This is a genomic window from Cupriavidus sp., from assembly GCF_057315035.1.
Genome location: NZ_DBHKYV010000013.1, coordinates 141,264 through 161,831, shown reverse-complemented (window position 1 = coordinate 161,831; position 20,568 = coordinate 141,264). Strand labels below are relative to the sequence as shown.

At 63.1% G+C, this 20,568-nt stretch carries 19 protein-coding genes and 1 tRNA gene; 16 read left to right on the top strand and 4 right to left on the bottom strand.

Going from position 1 to position 20,568, the window contains the following annotated elements; translation table 11 throughout:
- Positions 1–257 precede the first annotated feature (257 nt).
- Genes ACO550_RS17995 through ACO550_RS17985 form a run of 3 tightly spaced genes read left to right on the top strand, consistent with a single transcriptional unit; the run spans position 258 to position 2,112 of the window.
- Positions 258–683 carry a hypothetical protein gene (locus tag ACO550_RS17995; protein ID WP_315593332.1) on the top strand — a complete coding sequence of 142 codons (426 nt, stop codon included), beginning with the start codon at positions 258–260 and terminating at the stop codon, positions 681–683.
- Positions 684–704: 21 nt separating this feature from the next.
- Positions 705–1,109: a hypothetical protein gene (locus tag ACO550_RS17990; RefSeq protein WP_315593331.1), complete on the top strand. Its 405-nt coding sequence runs from the start codon at positions 705–707 to the stop codon at positions 1,107–1,109.
- The gene (locus tag ACO550_RS17985) at positions 1,039–2,112 is read left to right on the top strand and encodes a beta family protein (protein WP_315593330.1); all 1,074 of its coding nucleotides are present in this window, start codon (positions 1,039–1,041) and stop codon (positions 2,110–2,112) included. The genes ACO550_RS17990 and ACO550_RS17985 overlap by 71 nt, the downstream gene beginning before the upstream one ends.
- A 139-nt stretch (positions 2,113–2,251) precedes the next feature.
- Here the strand turns inward: ACO550_RS17985 and ACO550_RS17980 are convergent.
- The 4 genes from ACO550_RS17980 to ACO550_RS17965 form a co-directional block, all read right to left on the bottom strand.
- A tRNA-Val gene (locus ACO550_RS17980) sits at positions 2,252–2,326 on the bottom strand.
- 145 nt (positions 2,327–2,471) lie between these two features.
- Positions 2,472–3,197, bottom strand: coding sequence for a DNA polymerase III subunit epsilon (gene dnaQ, locus ACO550_RS17975; RefSeq protein ID WP_315593329.1), 726 nt, complete (start codon positions 3,195–3,197; stop codon positions 2,472–2,474).
- A gap of 55 nt (positions 3,198–3,252) precedes the next feature.
- A complete protein-coding gene (gene rnhA / locus ACO550_RS17970; protein ID WP_315593328.1) occupies positions 3,253–3,690 on the bottom strand; it encodes a ribonuclease HI in 438 nt (145 codons plus the stop codon).
- A 25-nt stretch (positions 3,691–3,715) separates the two neighbouring features.
- Positions 3,716–4,516 (bottom strand): methyltransferase domain-containing protein, encoded by an 801-nt coding sequence (locus ACO550_RS17965; protein WP_315593327.1) that lies wholly within the window; start codon positions 4,514–4,516, stop codon positions 3,716–3,718.
- Positions 4,517–4,526: 10 nt separating this feature from the next.
- On the opposite strand from ACO550_RS17965, the gene gloB reads away from it, so the two are divergent.
- The 13 genes from gloB (at position 4,527) to leuE (ending at position 20,539) form a co-directional block, all read left to right on the top strand.
- The gene (gene gloB / locus ACO550_RS17960; RefSeq protein ID WP_315593326.1) at positions 4,527–5,327 is read left to right on the top strand and encodes a hydroxyacylglutathione hydrolase; all 801 of its coding nucleotides are present in this window, start codon (positions 4,527–4,529) and stop codon (positions 5,325–5,327) included.
- Positions 5,328–5,485: 158 nt separating this feature from the next.
- Entirely contained in the window at positions 5,486–7,168 is a 1,683-nt protein-coding gene (locus ACO550_RS17955) for a transglycosylase SLT domain-containing protein (protein ID WP_315593325.1), read from the top strand.
- Between the two features lie 152 nt (positions 7,169–7,320).
- On the top strand, positions 7,321–8,280 hold the full coding sequence (locus ACO550_RS17950) for a glycerophosphodiester phosphodiesterase family protein (protein WP_315593324.1): 960 nt from the start codon (positions 7,321–7,323) through the stop codon (positions 8,278–8,280).
- An 89-nt stretch (positions 8,281–8,369) separates the two neighbouring features.
- Positions 8,370–10,259 carry a propionate--CoA ligase gene (locus ACO550_RS17945; protein WP_315593323.1) on the top strand — a complete coding sequence of 630 codons (1,890 nt, stop codon included), beginning with the start codon at positions 8,370–8,372 and terminating at the stop codon, positions 10,257–10,259.
- Between the two features lie 168 nt (positions 10,260–10,427).
- The gene (locus tag ACO550_RS17940) at positions 10,428–12,803 is read left to right on the top strand and encodes a bifunctional salicylyl-CoA 5-hydroxylase/oxidoreductase (protein WP_315593322.1); all 2,376 of its coding nucleotides are present in this window, start codon (positions 10,428–10,430) and stop codon (positions 12,801–12,803) included.
- A gap of 2 nt (positions 12,804–12,805) precedes the next feature.
- On the top strand, positions 12,806–13,600 hold the full coding sequence (locus ACO550_RS17935; RefSeq protein WP_315593321.1) for a 3-oxoacyl-ACP reductase FabG: 795 nt from the start codon (positions 12,806–12,808) through the stop codon (positions 13,598–13,600).
- Between the two features lie 112 nt (positions 13,601–13,712).
- Positions 13,713–14,564 carry an enoyl-CoA hydratase family protein gene (locus ACO550_RS17930; RefSeq protein ID WP_315593320.1) on the top strand — a complete coding sequence of 284 codons (852 nt, stop codon included), beginning with the start codon at positions 13,713–13,715 and terminating at the stop codon, positions 14,562–14,564.
- A 9-nt stretch (positions 14,565–14,573) separates the two neighbouring features.
- Positions 14,574–15,746 (top strand): acyl-CoA dehydrogenase family protein, encoded by a 1,173-nt coding sequence (locus tag ACO550_RS17925; RefSeq protein ID WP_315593319.1) that lies wholly within the window; start codon positions 14,574–14,576, stop codon positions 15,744–15,746.
- 36 nt (positions 15,747–15,782) lie between these two features.
- On the top strand, positions 15,783–17,477 hold the full coding sequence (locus tag ACO550_RS17920) for an AMP-binding protein (RefSeq protein ID WP_315593318.1): 1,695 nt from the start codon (positions 15,783–15,785) through the stop codon (positions 17,475–17,477).
- Positions 17,474–17,905 (top strand): acyl-CoA thioesterase, encoded by a 432-nt coding sequence (locus ACO550_RS17915; RefSeq protein ID WP_315593317.1) that lies wholly within the window; start codon positions 17,474–17,476, stop codon positions 17,903–17,905. The genes ACO550_RS17920 and ACO550_RS17915 overlap by 4 nt, the downstream gene beginning before the upstream one ends.
- 48 nt (positions 17,906–17,953) lie before the next feature.
- A complete protein-coding gene (locus tag ACO550_RS17910) occupies positions 17,954–18,367 on the top strand; it encodes a Rid family hydrolase (RefSeq protein ID WP_315593316.1) in 414 nt (137 codons plus the stop codon).
- A 317-nt stretch (positions 18,368–18,684) separates the two neighbouring features.
- Positions 18,685–19,833 (top strand): glutamine-hydrolyzing carbamoyl-phosphate synthase small subunit, encoded by a 1,149-nt coding sequence (carA, locus tag ACO550_RS17905; RefSeq protein WP_315593315.1) that lies wholly within the window; start codon positions 18,685–18,687, stop codon positions 19,831–19,833.
- Positions 19,834–19,861: 28 nt separating this feature from the next.
- A complete protein-coding gene (leuE, locus tag ACO550_RS17900) occupies positions 19,862–20,539 on the top strand; it encodes a leucine efflux protein LeuE (protein ID WP_315593314.1) in 678 nt (225 codons plus the stop codon).
- Positions 20,540–20,568 lie beyond the last annotated feature (29 nt).

The following is a 20,568-nucleotide window of genomic DNA, read 5'->3' as shown; positions in this document are numbered from 1 at the left end:
CCGCGCACGCCGCGCTATCCATCCCCGGACTGAAGTCCGAGGTTTCCCGCGCAGCCTGATGACGGGGAAGCAAACGGAGATCTCAATGGATAGACGACGCTGCATACCATAGCAAATTCGACGCCGGGCGTCGCGCGTACCTGGGGAAAGGTATGACGGACGTTCGACGATCTCAGCAAGGCCAGCCAAGCCTGCAAAGCCTGCGAAGGCTGTCCTGAGGCGAGGCTGGCGTACAAGAATCGTGAGAGGGGGTAGTCATGATGCACGAGCGGTTTCGCGGCCGGCAGGTCAGGCCAATCGTTGGCGGTGGTGGGTTCAATGGCGGCGAGCCGCCCGATGAGGGCGGCACCGAAGGCCGCTTGCGTGCACTCGAGCGCAGCGTTGCCGTTATCAAGGCCAATATCGTGACCAAGGCCGATATCTCCGAAGTGCGCGCCGATATCCACAAGGCCATCGCCGATATCAACAAGGTCATTCTCGAATGCAGCCGCTGGAACCATGCGTCGCTGGTGGCAATGTTTGGCGCCTTTGTACTGGGCGTGATCGGTCTGCTGGTCACGATCTGGAATGTCGGCCAGCCGCAAGCGCCCGCAACCGTGACCCATGGAAGTGCGCCGGTGGTGATCCAGGTTCCCGTAGCCCCGGCGCCGTTGTCGGCGGTGTCGGTGGGGTTGGATGAGTAGCGGGCCAGTGGGACCGATCAAATGGATGAGTATTCCTCGGTAGATACGATTACACCGACGATTGGGGGTTTCTGGATCGGTGTTATCGGTGCCGTCGTCGGCGTCGCAGGACTTGGATTCTCGATCTACAGCTCTGTGGAGAAGGAGCCGAATGTAAGGTTGCTGATCCTCTCGGGATGGACGGCTGCACTGCTGGCATCCGTCACGGCGGGGATCATCGCCTTCAGGCTGGTGAGACTCATTTCCGGTATGAGTCAGAAGATCGCTGCTCTTAGTTCGCGACTTTCCGAATTGCAGGCAGACAAACGATTTTCGCCGCGCAAGCGCGTACGCCTGAGCCCGCACCAATACGCTAATGAGCTACTTCGAGAGCTTCAACTACTATCCGTCGCTCCGCGCACGACCCGCGGAGGTCCTTGGATATGATCGCCTGGACGATGCCTGCAAGAATGACCTTCTTCCAATCTTCACCGCAGGTGCGTGGCCTAAGCAGGAAGGTATCGAGGAATCCATTCAAAGGGTCAGGGCCGCAACCGGGGGCAGGAGTTTCATCCTCGACGTTACGCGCGAACCTTCCCGCATGAATTCTTCAACGCAATCCTTGCTGGAACCTGAGCGGAATTTCGCCGCCTGGCAAAAATTTGTCGCCGGAATACCCAATGTGGTACCTGTGCTTCAAATCACGCCGTCGGCAAAGATCTCCCAAGTCATACATCAGGCACGCGAACTGGAGCAGAGCGGCACCCACCGAGTTGCTTTCCGCATCAGCGGATTCAGCGAGGATGTTGACAAGGTTACTGCTGCGTTATCCGCATTGTCGAAGAGCGAGAACGGGCTGGTGATTATCGATGCGGGCTATATTCGAGAGACTTTCGCCGCCTCTCTGGCTGCATGCGTAACGGCAATAAATAGCATTCGACAGGAAGTGGAGGATGCCATTGTCGCGGTGCTGGCGACCAGCTTCCCTGCGAGTGTGGTGTCGCATATAGATGCAGGTTCAGGTGGGAAGCGCGGCGTGATTAATCTCCTTGAGAGGGTCTTGCATGCCGAAATCGGGCCGGATGCGGCAATCTATGGAGATCACTGCTCGGTTCATGCGCGGACCTACCCAGCGGCCGGTGGTCACTACGTGCCGAGAATCGACTACCCGATGCACGACGCCTGGGCGTTCGAATGTAGACCTGACGCAAATTCTGCCGGCTATGTGGATGCTGCGAAGAGTCTCATTACTGACCACCCGGAAATCAGTCGTGATGCAACCTGGGGCGCCGAGCGTATCGTTGCCGCCGCCGCCGGCGAGATCGATGCCATGCGCACGCCTGCCATGTGGATTGCTGCACGGGTGAACATGCACATTGCAAAGCAGTTCGAACTATCTCGGCAGATATTGGGTACTGACGAGGACAGCCTTATGGAAGATTTTCTGTAGCTCGCCGACGGACACTGCACCGGTACGTTTTGTATGAGCCGGCACTGTTGCCGAACGTCAAGAAAGGCAGACAACAAAAAACCCGGAGAGCGTTAGCTTTCCGGGTTCTCGGCAACGTAAGGCGTTGCGGGCCATGTACTGGTGGGTGGTACAGGGATTGAACCTGTGACCCCTGCCGTGTGAAGGCAGTGCTCTACCGCTGAGCTAACCACCCCTTACTGCTTCGTCACCGTTGTTGCTGATGTCGTGCAGCGGAGAAACGAGATTATGCCGATGGCTCAGTATCTTGTAAAGCCCTTTCTCAAACTTTCTTCAAAATAGTTGTGAGGGCCACGGCACTGGCTGGTCGGCTCGCCGGCCTATTGGACCGTGGCCTCCGCGGGAGCTTCGGTCTTCCATACCGTCTTGCCACCGCTGGCCTTGTCCAGTTCCTTGAGCACGCCCAAATGAGCGGTGACCTCGGCCTCCGTTGCCAGCAGTACTGGCAGCGTGAGGGTGGACAGGTCGGCCATGGCGCGGGTTTCGCCCTGGGTGGTGCTGCCGTCGAGCATGTCGATGACCAGCGAATTCTGGCCGCGCGTCATGGCCAGGTAGACCTCGGCCAGCAGTTCGGCATCGAGCAAGGCGCCGTGCAGCGTACGGTGCGAGTTGCTCACGCCCAGGCGGTCGCACAGGGCGTCGAGGGAATTCCGCTTGCCGGGGAACATCTGGCGCGCTTCGCGCAGTGTGTCGATCACGTTGCCGGCGTGCTTGCGGAACGGCGGCAGGCCGTGAAGCTGGAATTCCATATCGAGGAAACCCAGGTCAAACGCGGCGTTGTGAATGATCAGCTCGGCGTCCTGCACGAAGTCGCGGATCTCGTCGACGACCTCCGCGAACTTCGGCTTGTCGGCCAGGAAGTCGGCGGTGAGGCCGTGAATGGCTACCGCGTCTTCCGGGACGTCGCGCTCCGGATTGATATAAAAGTGCAGGTGGCGGCCGCTCAGGCGGCGGTTCACCAGTTCCACGCAGCCGATTTCGATCAGTCGATCGCCGGTGGCGTGGTTCAGGCCGGTGGTTTCTGTGTCGAGAACGATCTGTCGCATGGGGCGGGATTGTAAACGGTCGCGGCGAACGGCCCGATGCCGGGCCGGAAATCGATCATTTGTTGAGGGATTCCACGCCCCGGTTGGCGAGCCGGTCGGCGCGTTCATTGCCCGGGTGGCCGGCGTGGCCGCGTACCCAGTGCCATTCGATCTGGTGTGGTTGACGGACTTCGTCAAGGATCTGCCAGAGGTCGGCATTCTTGACAGGCTTCTTTTCGGCGGTTTTCCAGCCGCGCGCCTTCCAGCCAGTAATCCACTCGCTGATGCCTTTCTGCACGTATTGCGAGTCGGTATAGATCTTCACGATGCAAGGGCGCTTGAGCGCACGCAGCGCCTCGATCACCGCCATCAGCTCCATGCGGTTGTTGGTGGTCGGGCTTTCCCCGCCAAACAGTTCTTTCTCGTTGCCACCGGCAACGAGTACGGCGCCCCAGCCGCCTGGGCCGGGGTTGCCCTTGCAGGCGCCGTCGGAATAGATTGTGACTTCTTGCATGTACAGGAGGAATGAATGCCTGGCGCTATTCGTCAGGCTTGATCTTGTGAGTCTTGCCGTGCGTGCCCGTGGGTGTTGCCACCGGTGCGGACACTGGCGTCAGGGCAGGCTTGGCGGTCTTCCATGCCGGGCCTACCAGGCGAATGTTCTTGACGCGCTTGACCGCCGAGATCATGTACACCGAGCCGAAGATCGGCCACCAGCGATCGCCGGCCTTTTCCATGAAGGCGGCGCGCTGCAGCCAGCGGTCAGTGCGATAGGGCGGGCAATAGCAGCCGAACCGGCCGCGGATGATCTCGAAGCCCAGCAGCTTGAGCCAGTCCTTGATGCGCACGAAGCCAACCGTCTGCGCATCGCTGGGCAGGAATGGTGTCGCGCCCAGCCGGTTCAGGCCCTGGCGCGCACCCCACAGGCTCATCGGGTTGAAGCAGGTGACTACCACGCGTCCCTCGGGCATCAGCACGCGCGATACTTCGCGCAATACCTCGTGCGGATCCTCAGAGAACTCAAGGATATGGGGTAGCGTGACAAGGTCGATGCTCTGCGTGTCGAACGGCAATTCGTCGAAGCGGCATAGCAACTGGCGCGCATCGGGATGCGTTGCGCTGGGTCCATGGGGGCCGGCGCGGCCGTCGAGGGCCAGCGCGGAGAACGGCATGCGGTTCTCGCGCAGCGTGTCGATATGGGGCAGGCCCAGTTGCACCGCGTGATAGCCGAATACATCCGCCACCGTCCGGTCGTATTGCTGGGCCTCCCACCGGAGCATGTATTGCCCGGGCGGCGACGCCAGCCATTCTTCCCAATCTATAATCGGTCGGTCGGACATAGGAGCACGCATGTTGAAAGTGGAGCCAATCCCCGCCTTCCAGGACAACTATATCTGGGCCATCCACGACGGGCATAGCGCCGCAGTCGTGGACCCGGGCGAGGCCGAACCGGTCGAGCGCTTCCTGGCGCAACGCGGTCTGGCACTGGGCGCTATTGTAATCACCCATCACCATGGAGATCACCAGGGTGGGGTCACGGACCTGCTCAAAAACCACGTTGTCGGGCCCGACGGCGCACCGCTACCCGTGATCGGGCCGGCTGGCGAACGGATTGGCCATCGCACCCAGGCGGTGCGCGAGGACGACACCGTGACGCTGACGCACCCCGCCGCCTCGTTCCGCGTGCTCGATGTGCCAGGCCATACCGCCGGCCACGTGGCCTACGTGGGCGATCTGCCCGGCACAGGCCATGTCGTGTTCTGTGGCGATACATTGTTCGCCAGTGGCTGCGGCAGGCTGTTCGAGGGTTCGCCGGCGCAGATGCTGTCGTCGCTCGACAAGCTGGCGGCGTTGCCCGGCGATACGCGTGTTTTCTGTGCCCATGAATACACACGCAGCAATGTGCGCTTTGCCCAGGCGGTCGAACCAGGCAATGCCGACCTGGCGGCATGGTCGGCGCGCGTCGATGCGCTTCGCCAGGCAGGCACCCCGACGGTGCCGACCACCGTGGCGCATGAGCGCGCGGTCAATCCATTCCTGCGCTCGCGCGATGCGGCGGTGCGCCAGGCGGTCCAGGGGCAGGGCGGAGACGTCAGCAACGACGCCGCTGCGTTTGGCTCACTGCGCGGCTGGAAAGACAATTTCCGATAAGACATTTCAGACGTTTCTGAGTCGGTGCGGTCGGTGGCGATCCCCGTTGGACGTACCGAAAGATCACCAAATTGCATCATGGGGAAAATCTCATTGACGCGAACCGGCCTTTTCCATAGGATCAGGCCAAATTTTTGGCGTCACTTTCAGAGAACTTAATGCGATTTGGTCGATTTCTGGCGGTAGTTGCGTGTGCCGCGCTGCTTGCAGCATGTGCCGGCACTCCCACGCCGCCTGCCGGTGAAATGGCCGGCACACCGACCGCCCTGGAATCCGGTCCGAAGAAGGACCCGCTCAATACCCTCAACAGCACTGGCCGCGCCGGATCGCTGTCCGGCAGCAACGTCGTCAAGGTCGAACAGTCCGGCGTGGACTGGCTGCGCGGCCCGTCCTCCGATATCTGGGACCGCATCCGCAAGGGTTTTGCGATGCCCGAGCTGGAAGGCACGCTGGTTGATGACCGGACACAATGGTACGCGGCGCGTCCCGACTATATGGAACGGATGGTGGGCCGGTCGAGCCGCTATCTGTACCACATCGTCGAGGAGCTCGAACGGCGCAAGATGCCCACCGAGCTGGCCCTGCTGCCGTTCGTCGAGAGCGCATTCAATCCCCAGGCGGAGTCCACGGCCAAGGCGGCCGGCATGTGGCAGTTCATCCCGAGCACCGGCAAGAGCTACAACCTCAAGCAGAACATGTTCCGCGACGAGCGGCGCGACGTGCTGGCGTCTACCGACGCGGCGCTCGACTACCTGTCGCGGCTCTATGACATGTTCGGCGACTGGCATCTGGCGCTGGCTGCATACAACTGGGGCGAGGGCGCGGTGTCGCGGGCCATTGCACGCAACCAGGCGCGTGGTCTGCCAACCGACTACGCCAGCCTGACCATGCCGAACGAGACGCGCTACTACGTGCCGAAACTGCAGGCGGTGAAGAACATCATCGCCAACCCGGCCGCGTATGGCGTGAAGCTGCCCGAGATTCCCGACCACCCGTACTTCGTCACGGTCACGACCTCGCGCGATATCGACGTGGCGCTGGCGGCCAAGCTGGCCAATATGCCGCTGGATGAATTCAAGGCGCTGAACCCCTCGTTCAACCGGCCGGTGATCCTGGGCGCTGCCAACCCGCAGATCCTGCTGCCGTTCGATAACGCCGAGCGTTTCCAGTACAACCTCAATACCTATCGGGGTGGCTTGTCGAGCTGGGCCGCGGTGACGGTGGATAGCCGCGAACGCGTGGAGGCCCTGGCGGCCCGTCTCAATGTCGATGCCGACACGCTGCGCGAGATCAACCGGATTCCCAAGGGCATGCGCCTGAAGGCCGGCTCGACGGTGATGATCCCGCGTAACGAACGCCATGACCAGGACATCAGCGCTTCGCTGGTGGATACGGCGATGCTGGCCGTGGAACCCGATGTGCCTGACGCCAAGCGCGTGGTGGTGAAGGCGGGGCGCAAGGATACGGTGTCGTCGGTGGCGCGCCGCTATGGCGTGTCGACCCGGCAGGTGCAGTCTTGGAACAGGTTGTCGGGCAGCAAACTGGTGGCCGGACAGAGCCTGGTGCTGATGGTGCGACCGAATTCGGCCGCGGCAGCGCGTGCAGAGCGTGGCGATGACGGCGACGATACGCCGGCACGCGGCACCGCGCATGGCAAGACACGCGGCAAGGCCCAGGTTGCGGCGAAGTCCGAGAAGGCGGAGCCGCGCAAGCGCGTGGTGGTCGAGGCTACGCCGCGCAAGGGCGCCACCAAGTCGACCAGCAAGCCTGCCCCGGCAGCGCCGTCGAAATCCACTGCGTCCGCGAAGTCCACCAAGTCCGGCAAGGCGCATTCGCACTAAGCCACTCGCACTAACCTACTCGCACTGAACAACGCGGATCAGCGATTTTCCGCCCCGGGCACCGGGGCGGAATGTCTGGTTGATCGGAATCAACGACCGAAGCGGCAGGGCGCGGCGACAGTGACACTTTCCATCCGGTGTCACACGTACCCATGTCGATCCTCCGAACCCTCTGCGGGTTGCCGCTCGTCGCGGCATGCCTTGGTGCTGCGTGCGATACCGTGCGTCAGGACGCCGACGCCAAGTATCCCGCTCCGAAGCTGATTGCCCATCGTGGCGGCACCGCCGACCGTCCTGAGAATACCGTTGTCGCCATCGAGTCATCGCTGGCACAACGCGCCGACATGATCTGGCTGTCCGTGCAGTTGAGTGCGGATGGGGAGCCGGTGCTCTACCGGCCTGCCACGCTTGAAGCGCTGACCAACGGTACCGGCAAGGTCGCCGACTGGTCGGCCGCGGCACTCTCGAAGCTCAACGCGGGCTGGACCTTCTCGATAACGAATCCCGATGGCAGCCGGCAATACCCTTATCGCAACCGGGCAGTAGGCATACCCACGCTGCGCGATGCGTTGCGTGCCATCCCCGCCAAGATACCGGTCATGCTCGACATGAAGGCCATGCCGGCCGAGTCGTTGACCCATGCCGTGGCGCAGGTACTGACATCCGAGGAGGCCTGGGGTCGCGTGCTGATCTATTCGACGGAGGCGGATTTCCAGCGCACGTTCGCGGCATGGCCCAAGGCACGCCTGTTCGAATCGCGCGATGTCACGCGCAACCGGCTGGTGACGGCCACGCTCGGCCAGACCTGTGGCGCCGCGCCTGCGTCGGGTGCATGGGCGGGGTTCGAATTGCGACGTAATGTCGAGGTGGTGGAAACCTTTACCCTGGGTGAGGGAAGGTCACCGGTCAATGCCGTGTTCTGGACCAAGGATTCGGTGAACTGTTACCGCGCGAAGCAGCAGGTCAACCTGGTGGCATTTGGTGTCAACGATCTGGCAGCCTATTGCGAGGCCAAACGCCTGGGTCTCGATGCTGTCATGGTAGATTCTCCAGAAAAGATGGCCGGCATTCGGGCCCAGGTGATGCAGAGCCCCGCGTCCTGCGGCAAGTAGCCGCCGCGCCGTGGCGTTCGACCGCGCTCAGGCCTGCCGAAGCCATCCGCACCGCATTCACGATAAACGACAAGCGGAGGAGACACATCATGACGGCAAGCCGTGCGTTGCACGCGCGTTCCCTGTCCGAGAAGGCAGGCTTCTGGGCCGAACAGGCCGCGCGCATCGATTGGGAAACGCCCTTCGAGCGAGTGCTTGACGACACTCACCCGCCGTTCGCGCGCTGGTTCGTTGGCGGGCGTACCAACCTGTGCCACAACGCGATCGATCGTCACCTTGCGGAACGGGCCGACCAGCGTGCGTTGGTCTATGTGTCCACCGAAACCGATACCGAGCGTACCTATACCTATCGGGAACTCCATGATGAAGTGACGCGCATGGCCGCCATCCTGCAAGGGCTGGGCGTGCAACGCGGCGACCGCGTGTTGGTCTACATGCCGATGATCCCCGAGGCCATGTTCGCCATGCTCGCGTGTACGCGTATCGGTGCGGTGCATTCGGTGGTGTTTGGCGGGTTTGCGTCGGTCAGCCTGGCCGCGCGTATCGACGATGCCAGGCCGAAGGTGATTGTGAGCGCCGATGCCGGATCGCGCGCGGGCAAGGTTGTGCCATACAAGCCATTGCTCGACGAGGCGATCAGGCTGGCCGGTCATCATCCCGAGAAAGTCTTGCTGGTGGATCGCAAGCTGGCCGACATGCCGCGTACCGCGGGCCGCGACGAAGACTACGGCGCATGGCGCGACAAGGTGGCCGGCCAGGACGTGCCCTGCGTGTGGCTGGAATCAAGCGAACCGTCGTACGTGCTCTATACCTCGGGCACCACGGGCAAGCCCAAGGGCGTGCAGCGCGACACAGGCGGATACGCGGTGGCGCTGGCCACATCGATGGCGTATATCTTCTGCGGCAAGCCCGGCGATACGATGTTCACGGCGTCGGACGTCGGCTGGGTTGTTGGCCATAGCTATATCGTCTATGCGCCGCTGCTGGCGGGCATGACGACGGTGATGTACGAGGGCACGCCGATCCGCCCCGACGGCGGCATCTTGTGGAAGATCGCGGAACAGCACCGCGTCAATATCATGTTCAGTGCGCCCACGGCCATCCGCGTGCTGAAGAAGCAGGATCCCGAATTGCTCAAGCGGCATGACCTGTCCAGCCTGCGGCTGCTGTTTTTGGCCGGCGAGCCACTAGATGAGCCGACTGCGCGATGGATCCAGGACGGCATTGGCAAGCCTGTGGTGGACAACTACTGGCAAACCGAATCGGGTTGGCCAATCATTGCGATCCAGCGTGGCGTGGAGCCGTTACCGGCAAAGCTTGGTTCGCCCGGGGTACCCGCGTATGGCTATGACCTGCGGATCGTCGACGAGGTCACTGGCGATGAGTGTGCGCCGAACCAGAAGGGTGTGGTTGCCATTGACTATCCGCTGCCGCCTGGCTGTATGACCACGGTTTGGGGCGATGATGACCGGTTCATTCGGACCTACTGGTCGTCGGTGCCGAACCGGCAGTGCTATTCAACCTTCGACTGGGGCGTGCGTGACGATGATGGCTATGTGTTTATCCTCGGGCGTACTGATGACGTGATCAATGTGGCCGGCCATCGGCTCGGTACACGCGAAATCGAGGAGAGCCTGTCGTCGCATCCGGGCGTGGCCGAGGTAGCCGTGGTTGGTGTGCAGGACGCGTTGAAAGGGCAGGTGGCGCTGGCGTTCTGCATTGCACGCGATGCTGGCCGTACCGGTAACGAGTCAGATCGCCTGATCTTCGAAGGCGAACTGATGAAAACCGTGGAACAGCAACTTGGCGCGGTGGCGCGTCCGGCACGCGTGTTCTTTGTCAACGCACTGCCCAAGACCCGATCCGGCAAGTTGCTGCGTCGCGCCATCCAGGCCGTGGCGGAAGGGCGGGATCCGGGCGACCTGACCACCATCGAAGATCCGACCGCGCTGGAACAGGTGAAGGCAGCGCTGGCCTAGCCACTAGCCACCAATCCGCTCGCTCTCTCGCGCTGCGGGAGGGCGAGCAACCCAAAATTCCGCTTGCCAGCGACCTTCATGCGGCCTAATATTTTAAGCATAAAATATTTAACCATGATGTAGAGTGCTGGCGGTCCATTTTTCCGACGGCACGCAGGAGACTGACAGATGCGTGTGCTCTGTATTGGCGGTGGCCCGTCCGGCCTGTACTTCGGCCTGTTGATGAAACTGCAGAATCCGTCACACGAGGTCGTCGTGGTGGAGCGCAACCGCGCCTATGACACGTTTGGCTGGGGTGTGGTGTTTTCCGATGCAACACTCGAGAACCTCAAGCAGGCTGACCCCGTCAGTGCGGCCGAAATCAACGCCGCGTTCAACCATTGGGACGATATCGACATCCATATCGGCGGTCGGACCATCCGTTCCGGCGGCCACGGCTTTATCGGCATCGGCCGCAAACGCCTGCTCAATATCCTGCAGGCGCGCTGCGAGGCGCTGGGCGTAAAGCTGGTGTTCGAGACCGATGTCAGCGATGACCAGGCGCTGGCGCAGCAATACGGCGCCGACCTCGTCATTGCATCCGACGGCATCAATAGCCGTATCCGCACGCGTTATGCCGAATCGTTTGAGCCGGACATCGACACGCGACAATGCCGCTTCGTCTGGCTTGGCACCCACAAGCTGTTCGATGCATTCACCTTCGCGTTCGAAAAGACCGAGCACGGCTGGTTCCAGGCGCATGCCTACCGTTTCGACGACAACACGTCGACGTTTATCGTCGAGGCGCCCGAGGCAGTCTGGCGGGCCGCCGGTATCGAACAGATGAGCCAGGAAGAAGGCGTGGCGTACTGCGAGAAGCTGTTCGCGCGCTATCTTGATGGCCACAGGCTCATCAGCAATGCCACGCACCTGCGCGGCTCGGCGATCTGGATCCGCTTCCCGCGCGTGATCTGCGGGCGCTGGGTGCACTGGAACGCGCTCCCCGACGGGCGACGCGTGCCCGTGGTGCTGATGGGCGATGCCGCCCACACGGCACACTTCTCGATTGGCTCGGGTACCAAACTGGCATTGGAAGACGCGATCGATCTTGCCAATGAGATTAGCGCGAACCGGGCGGCGGGCATCGATGGCTTGCCCGAGGCCCTGTCGCATTACGAGGCCACTCGCAGCGTGGAAGTGCTCAAGATCCAGAACGCCGCGCGCAATTCCACCGAGTGGTTCGAGAACGTCGAGCGTTACGCGGGCCTGGCACCGGAACAGTTTGCCTACTCACTGCTGACCCGTTCCCAGCGGATCTCGCATGAAAACCTGCGGGTGCGCGATGCGGGCTATGTCGACGGCTTCGAGCAATGGCTGGCCGCGCAGGCCGGCGTGCCACAGGAAACCCTGAAGCTGCGTGCAGCGGGTGGCGATGCGGGCTTGCCGCCGATGTTCACGCCGTTCACGCTACGTGGCGTGACACTGAAGAACCGCGTGGTGGTCAGCCCGATGGCCATGTACTCGTCCGTTGATGGCGTGCCCGGCGATTTCCATCTGGTGCACCTCGGATCGCGTGCCATGGGCGGTGCCGGCATGGTGGTTGCCGAGATGACCTGCGTGTCGCCCGACGCGCGCATCACGCCGGGATGTCCCGGACTCTGGAACGACACGCAGCGCGACGCGTGGCAGCGTATCGTTGCCTTCGTGCATGCTAACAGTGACGCGAAGATCGCCATGCAGTTGGGTCACGCGGGCCGCAAGGGTTCGACCCAGCTTGGTTGGGAAAAGATGGACTACCCGCTGGCGGACGGCAACTGGCCGCTGGAATCGGCGTCTGCATTGCCGTACCTGCCGGGCATTTCGCAAGTGCCGCGGGAAATGTCACGGGCCGACATGGACCGCGTACGCGATGACTTCGTGGCCAATGCACGGCGCGCCGCGCAGGCGGGCTTCGACTGGCTCGAACTGCATTGCGCGCATGGTTACCTGCTTTCGAGCTTTATCTCGCCACTGACCAATGTACGGACCGACGAATATGGCGGAACGCTGGCCAATCGGCTGCGCTTTCCGTTGGAAGTGTTTGCCGCCGTTCGTGCAGTCTGGCCGCAGGACAAGCCGATGTCGGTGCGCATCTCCGCGCATGACTGGGTGGATGGCGGTATTACCGCCGACGACGCGGTAGAGATTGCCCGCGCGTTCAAGGCCGCCGGCGCCGACATGATCGACTGCTCGTCGGGCCAGGTCAGTCCGGACCAGGCGCCGGTCTACGGCCGGATGTACCAGACGCCGTTCGCCGACCGCATCCGCAACGAGGCTGGCATTCCGACGATTGCCGTGGGCGCGATCTTCGAAGCCGATCACGTCGACAGCATCGTGGCTGCGGGTCGCGCCGACCTGTGTGCGATAGCACGTCCGCATCTGGCCGATCCGGCGTGGACGCTGCATGAGGCGGCCAGACTCGGCTTTCGCGATGTGGCCTGGCCAAAGCAGTACGTGGCTGGCAAGCGCCAGCTGGAAACCAATCTTGCGCGTGCGGCATCGTTTGCGCAGCAACCGGGGAAATAGCCATGACACTGGCATTGACGGGCCGTCATGCATTGGTGACCGGTGGCGGCCGGGGCATTGGCGCGGCGATAGCGCGTCGGCTGCTGGAAGACGGCGCCAGCGTGACCCTGCTGGGGCGCGACTGCACCGCGCTTGACGCCGCCATGCAGGCGCTGGAACCGCTTGCGGTCGATGGCGCCGCGTTGGGGGTGGCCACTGCCGACATCGCCGATCCCGATGCGGTCACTGGCGCATTCGGACTGGCTACAGACGAGCGCGGGCCAATCACGCTCTTGATCAACAATGCGGGCCAGGCCCACAGCGCGCCATTCGCCAAGACCGACCTGGCGTTGTGGCGACGCATGCTCGACGTGAACCTGACCGGCACGTTCCTGTGCACGCAGGCCGCACTGCCGGCGATGCTCGAACAGGGTTGGGGCCGCATCGTCAATGTGGCCAGCACGGCCGGACTGATCGGTTACGGCTATGTCAGCGCGTATTGCGCGGCCAAGCATGGCGTGATTGGCCTGACGCGTGCGTTGGCGCTGGAACTGGCGACGAAGGGCATTACGGTCAACGCCGTGTGCCCCGGCTACACCGAAACCGACATCGTGCACGCTGCCCTGGCCAATATCGTGGCAAAGACGGGCCGTACCGAAGAACAGGCCCGGGCCGAACTGGCTGCACGCAATCCGCAGAAGCGGCTGGTGCAACCCGACGAGGTGGCCGACGCCGTGGCGTGGCTGTGCCGGCCTGCGGCATCCGCAATCACCGGACAGGCCCTGCCAGTGGCAGGCGGCGAGGTCATGGCAGGTTAAATGCCAAGTGCTCTCGTTTTGCTCCCCTCTCCCGCACGCGGGAGAGGGGCAGGGGGAGAGGGCCAGCCTTTCAAGTTGCGAAAAGGCCAAAAGACAAAGGAGCAAGAAATCAATGAGTGAAATCGCACTGGACATGCGCCACCACAAGCGCCCGTTTGCCGGCTATGAGCCGAAACATTTCCTGTGGTCGGTATCGGCCGACGGCAAGGTGGCCACGCTCACGCTGAACCGGCCCGAGCGCAAGAATCCACTGACCTTTGATTCGTACGCGGAACTGCGCGACCTGTTTCGTGGCTTGTGCCATGCCACCGATATCAAGGCCGTGGTGATTACCGGCGCCGGTGGCAACTACTGCTCGGGTGGCGATGTTCACGAAATCATCGGTCCGCTTACGCGCATGACCATGCCCGAGCTGCTGGATTTCACGCGCATGACCGGCGATCTGGTCAAGGCGATGCGCGCCTGCCCGCAACCGGTGATCAGCGCGATCGATGGCATTTGCGCCGGCGCCGGCGCGATGATGGCGCTGGCATCGGATCTGCGACTGGGCACCGCGCAGGCCAAGACCGCGTTCCTGTTCGTGCGTGTGGGCCTGGCAGGCGCCGACATGGGCGCGTGCACGCTGCTGCCGCGCGTGATTGGCCAGGGACGCGCCAGCGAACTGCTCTACACGGGTCGCTCGATGAGCGCCGAGGAAGGGCTGCAGTGGGGTTTCTTCAATGCGCTGCATGCATCCGACACGGTACTGGCCGAAGCACAGGCACTTGCCGCGCAGATTGCCGCGGGGCCGACGTTCGCGCATGGCATGACCAAGAAGCTGTTGCATCAGGAGTGGAATATGGGTCTGGACGAAGCCATCGAAGCCGAAGCCGAGGCGCAGGCCATCTGCATGCAGACGCGCGATTTCCGGCGTGCCTACGACGCATTCGTCGCGAAGCAGAAGCCTGTTTTCGAAGGCGACTGAGGAGCCCGCATGAGCGACAAATCTTATCTCGATCTGCCTTTCCTCGACGACGCACATCGCCAGCTCGAGCGCGAGCTTGATGCGTGGTGCCAGCAGAACCTGCGCGATATCGATCACCACGACGCCGATGCGGCGTGCCGTGCGCTGGTGCGTCAACTGGGTCGGGCCGGCTGGCTGCGCTACTGCGTGCCTGCGGCATTCGGCGGCGTCTTGCCGGCGCTCGATTCTCGGGCACTGTGCCTGCTGCGCGAAACACTGGCGCGGCACGATGGGCTGGCCGACTTTGCCTTCGCCATGCAGGGGCTTGGCTCGGGGGCCATTACGCTGGCCGGCAGCGATGCGGTGCGCGAGCGCTATCTGCCACGCGTGGCAAACGGTGAGGCACTTGCGGCGTTCGCGTTGTCGGAGCCCGACGCCGGCTCCGATGTCGCGGCACTGCAATGCAGTGCAAGGCTGTCCGACGACGGCAGCCACTACGTGCTCGACGGCACCAAGACGTGGATCTCGAATGGCGGCATTGCCGACTTCTATTGCGTGTTCGCCCGCACCGGCGAGGCGCCCGGCGCGCGTGGCATCACCGCCTTCGTGGTCGATGCCGATACCCCCGGCCTGACGATTGCGGAACGCATCGACGTGATTGCGCCGCATCCGCTGGCCACGCTGCGCTTCGACAACTGCCGCGTGCCGGTTGGCAACCGCCTTGGTGAGGCGGGGCAGGGCTTCAAGGTGGCGATGATGACACTGGACATCTTCCGCGCCTCGGTGGCGGCGGCAGCGCTCGGCTTTGGCCGTGCGGCGCTCGACGATGCTCTGGCACGCGCCACGTCGCGCCCGATGTTCGGCGGCGTGCTGGCCGACCTGCAACTGACGCAGGCCGCGATCGGCGACATGGCCACGGCGATCGACACGGCTGCGCTGCTGACCTATCGCGCCGCGTGGCTGCGCGATGTGAAGCAGTTGCGCACCACCCGCGAGGCGGCGATGGCCAAGATGGTCGCTACCGAAAATGCGCAGCAGGTGATCGACCGCGCCGTGCAGATGTTTGGCGGCCTGGGCGTCAAGGTAGGCACGCGCGTGGAGGGCCTGTACCGCGAGATTCGCTCGTTGCGGATCTATGAGGGTGCCACCGAAGTGCAGAAGCTGATCATCGCGCGCGAAACACTCGCGGCGCGCCAGGCATAACGTCGTATCAGGCAGGATACGAAACAGGAGACAACAATGGTCGCCCCCAATGTCGTCACGTCTCACGTCGACACGTTTGCGCAAGACCGCTTGCCGCCGTTGAAGGCATGGCCGGTGTTCCAGTTCAATGACGATACACGTTACCCGGCGCGGCTCAATGCGGCCGTCGAACTGGTTGACCTGCACCTTGCACAAGGGCATGGCCGACGCGTGGCGGTCCGGCACGAACGCGATGGCCGCATCGAGACCGTGACCTACGCGCAGCTGGCGGCGCTGGTCAATCGCATTGCACATGTGCTGGTCGAGGACATGAAGCTGGTGCCAGGTAACCGCGTGCTGCTGCGCGGGCCGAACAACCTCATGATGGCCGCAAGCTGGCTGGCAACCCTCAAGGCCGGCCTGATCGCGGTGCCGACCATGCCGTTGCTGCGCGCCAAGGAACTGCGCCAGATCATCGACAAGGCGCAGGTCACGGCCGCACTGTGCGATGCCCGCTTGCGTGAGGAACTGGAAACGAACCAGCGCGCCGACAGCGAGCACTTCTGTCCCACGCTGACCACCGTGCGTTACTTCAACGGTACCGGCGCCGATGCGCTGGAGACGGCGCTCGAAACCAAGCCGGAGACTTTCACGGCGTGCGACACGGCCGCCGACGACATCTGCCTGATTGCGTTTACCAGCGGCACCACAGGCCAGCCCAAAGGCACCGTGCACTTCCACCGCGATGTACTGGCGATGTGCGACCTGTTCCCGCGCCACGTGCTCAAGCCCAGGCCCGACGATATTTTCTGCGGCACGCCGCCGCTGGCGTTTACGTTCGGACTCGGCGGCATGCTGTGCTTTCCGTTGCGTATCGGCGCCAGCACCGCGCTGGCCGAGAAGCTCACGCCCGAAACGCTGCTCAAGCTGATTCAGGACCATCGCGCGACGATAGTCTTCACTGCGCCGACGTTCTACCGGCAGATGGCCACGCTGGCGAAGAACTTTGATCTGCGCAGCCTCAGGAAGACTGTCTCGGCCGGCGAGGCGCTGCCCGATGCCACGCGGCAAGCGTGGAAGGCGGCGACCGGCATCGAGATGACCGATGGCCTGGGTGGCACCGAGATGATGCATATCTTTGTCTCCAGCACCGGCGCCGACGTGCGTCCGGGTGCCGTGGGTCGCGTGGTGCCCGGCTACGAGGCGCGCATCGTCGACGACAACATGCAGCAGTTGCCGCCCGGTACGGTGGGCAAGCTGGCGGTGCGCGGCCCTACCGGCTGCCGTTATCTCGACGACCCTCGCCAGGAGGCCTATGTGCGCGACGGCTGGAACCTGCCGGGAGACACCTTCATGGTCGACGAGGATGGTTACTACTTCTACCAGGCGCGTTCGGACGACATGATCATCTCGGCCGGCTACAACATTGCCGGCCCCGAGGTCGAAGGCACGCTGATGAAGCATGAGCATGTGGCCGAATGCGGCGTGGTTGGCTCGCCCGACCCCGAGCGCGGGCAGGTGGTGATGGCCTATGTAGTGCTACGTCCCGGTGTGGAGGCCAGCGATGCCACGCGCACTGCGCTGCAGGATTACTGCAAGCGCGAGATCGCACCGTACAAATATCCGCGCCGCATCGAGTTTGTAAGCACACTGCCGCGCACCGAGACCGGCAAGCTGCAGCGTTTCCGCCTGCGGCAAATGGCCGTTGAAGTTGTGGAGGGCAGGGAAGGCGTGGAGGGTGTGCGGCGATGAGCGAAGTGTTTCGCAACCATGTACGCGTACGGTTCAAGCATTGCGATACCGCGGGCATCGTCTTCTATCCGCGCTACTTCGAGATGCTGAACGATTTCATCGAGGACTGGTTTGCCGAAGCGCTCGACTGGCCGTTCGATGCCATGCATGTGTCCGGCCATGCAGGTATTCCCACCGCGGCGCTGGAATGCCGCTTCGAGGCGCCGAGCCGCCTTGGAGAACGGCTGACGCGCGAACTGCGTGTCACGCACGTTGGCCGCAGCAGTTTCACGGTGGCGATCCGCTTCGTGGGGCCCGACAACGACACGCGCATGGCCATCACGCAACGGCTGGTTTGCGTCGATACGCGCACCATGACTTCGCAACCACTGCCAGGCGCGGTTTGCACCGCGATGGGGCGCTATCTCGACGCGTCTGCCTCTGCCTGACTCATTCGACTCAACCGACTCATTTGACCCTTTTCAAGAATCGACATCATGCTGAACACATTGCAACCGCCCGACTGGGCACCACCCAAGGGTTACGCCAACGGCATCATGGCCGAGATGCAGGTCGGCAGTCGCCTGATCTTTGTCGGCGGCCAGATCGGCTGGAACGGCCAGTGCGAGTTCGAGACCGATGACTTCGCGCTGCAGGTGGCGCAGGCGTTGCGCAATATCGTGGCGGTACTGGCGCAGGGTGGGGCAGGTCCCGAGCACATCGCGCGCATGACCTGGTATGTGAAGGACAAGGCCGAGTACGTGGGCGCCTACAAGGCCATTGGCCAGCACTACCGGGACATTATCGGGCGGCATTTTCCGGCGATGACCGCGGTGGAGGTGGCCGATCTGGTCGAGCCGCGCGCCAAGGTGGAAATAGAGGTGACGGCGGTCGTGCCGCCGGCTGGCTGAAACAGCATTGGGCGCGATGTCGGGCGTAAATCGGGCGGCATGACAAATAAGCCGCCCGGTTGTCGTGTCTATCGTAAGTTATTGAATACTTGAGAAATTGGGTGCGGCGGGATATAATTCGAAAGTTTCGCTTTCAGAACCCTTCACCCTAGCGCCTACCGTATTCCACCTTCCGCCGCCCTGATCGCGCGGGTTTTTCATGCACTGCACAAAAGTGATGAAACAGCCACGCGTTGAGCCGGTCCTTCAATGGGCCGCGCACGGGCACGAGGCGTTGAGCAGGTCGGTCACGGGGTGAGTCCAGCAGGAGCCTACCCGTGTTACCGTCTTTTCCGTCCGCCATCCTCGCGCTTGCAGACGGCACGGTCTTTCGTGGCTATTCCATCGGCGCTTCCGGCCATACGATCGGCGAAGTGGTGTTCAACACCGCTATCACCGGTTATCAGGAAATCCTCACCGACCCGAGCTATTCCCGGCAGATCGTCACGCTGACGTATCCGCATATCGGCAATTACGGCGTCAATCCTGAGGATGTAGAAGCCACGAAAGTCCATGCCGCCGGCCTGATCATCAAGGATCTGCCGCTCCTCGCCTCGAACTTCCGCAAGGAACATACGCTCGCCCACTACCTGAAGCAGGAAAAGGTTGTGGCGATCGCCGGTATCGACACTCGCAAGCTGACCCGTATCCTCCGCGAAAAGGGCGCCCAGAACGGCTGCATCCTGGCCGGCGAGGACAACGTCCAGAAGGCCATCGACCTGGCGCGCTCGTTCCCGGGCCTGGCAGGCATGGACCTGGCAAAGGTCGTGTCGGTCAAGGAACCGTACGAGTGGACCCAGACCGAGTGGAAGCTCGGCGAAGGCTACGGCCGCCAGGACAAGCCGCAGTTCCACGTGGTTGCCTATGACTACGGCGTCAAGTTCAACATCCTGCGCATGCTGGCCGAACGCGGCTGCAAGGTGACCGTGCTGCCGGCGCAAGCCAGTGCGGCCGACGCCCTGGCGCTGAATCCGGATGGCATCTTCCTGTCGAACGGCCCCGGCGACCCCGAGCCGTGCGACTACGCGATTGCCGCCACGCGCGAGTTCATCGCCCGCGGCATTCCCACGTTCGGCATCTGCCTGGGTCACCAGATCATGGCCCTGGCCGTGGGTGCGAAGACGCTCAAGATGAGCACGGGCCACCATGGCGCCAACCATCCGGTCAAGGACCACGATGACGGCCGCGTGGTGATCACGTCGCAGAACCACGGCTTTGCGGTCGATGCGTCGACGCTGCCGGCCAACGCGCGTGTCACGCACACGTCGCTGTTCGACGGCACGCTGCAGGGCTTCGCGCTGACCGACAAGCCGGCCTTCTGCTTCCAGGGTCACCCGGAAGCGTCGCCTGGTCCGCACGACATCGCGTACCTGTTCGACCGCTTCACCAAGCTGATGCAGGACGCCCGCGCCAAGGCAGCTGCCTGAGAACGAGAAACCTGAACAGGATCCGCCCATGAACGCCTTCATGCACGCCAGCCTCGGCGTCACCGATTTCTGGACCTTTGTGCTCGGTACGATCTTCATCGTGTTGCTGCCGGGACCGAATTCGATGTATGTGCTGTCGGTAGCCGCGCAGCGCGGCGTACGCGCCGGCTACAAGGGTGCATGCGGCGTGTTCCTGGGCGACGCGATCCTGATGGTGCTGTCGGCCGCGGGTGTCGCATCGCTGCTGAAAGCCAGCCCGGGGCTGTTCCATGTGGTCAAGTACGTCGGCGCCGCCTACCTGGCGTGGATCGGCTTCCAGATGCTGCGCGGCGCGCTGCGCAACTGGTCGAAGCGTGCCGACGGTGCTGACGTCGCCCCGGCGGCGGTGTCCGTGGATCGCGCGGCGAACCCGTTCACCAAGGCGCTCGTGATCAGCCTGCTGAACCCCAAGGCAATCCTGTTCTTCATCTCGTTCTTCATTCAGTTCGTGGATCCGCAGTTTGCGTATCCCGCGCTGTCGTTCGTGGCGCTGGGCCTGGTCTGCCAGGTCTGCAGCTTTGCCTACCTGACCACGATCATTTTCGTGGGCGCGAAGCTGGCCGATGCGTTCCGTCGCCGACGCCGCCTGTCCGCAGGCATGTCGAGCGGGGTCGGGGCGATGTTCATCGGCTTCGGTGCCAAGCTGGCCACGGCCACACTGGGCTGACCTACCCGGACGCCCACCAACAGATATCC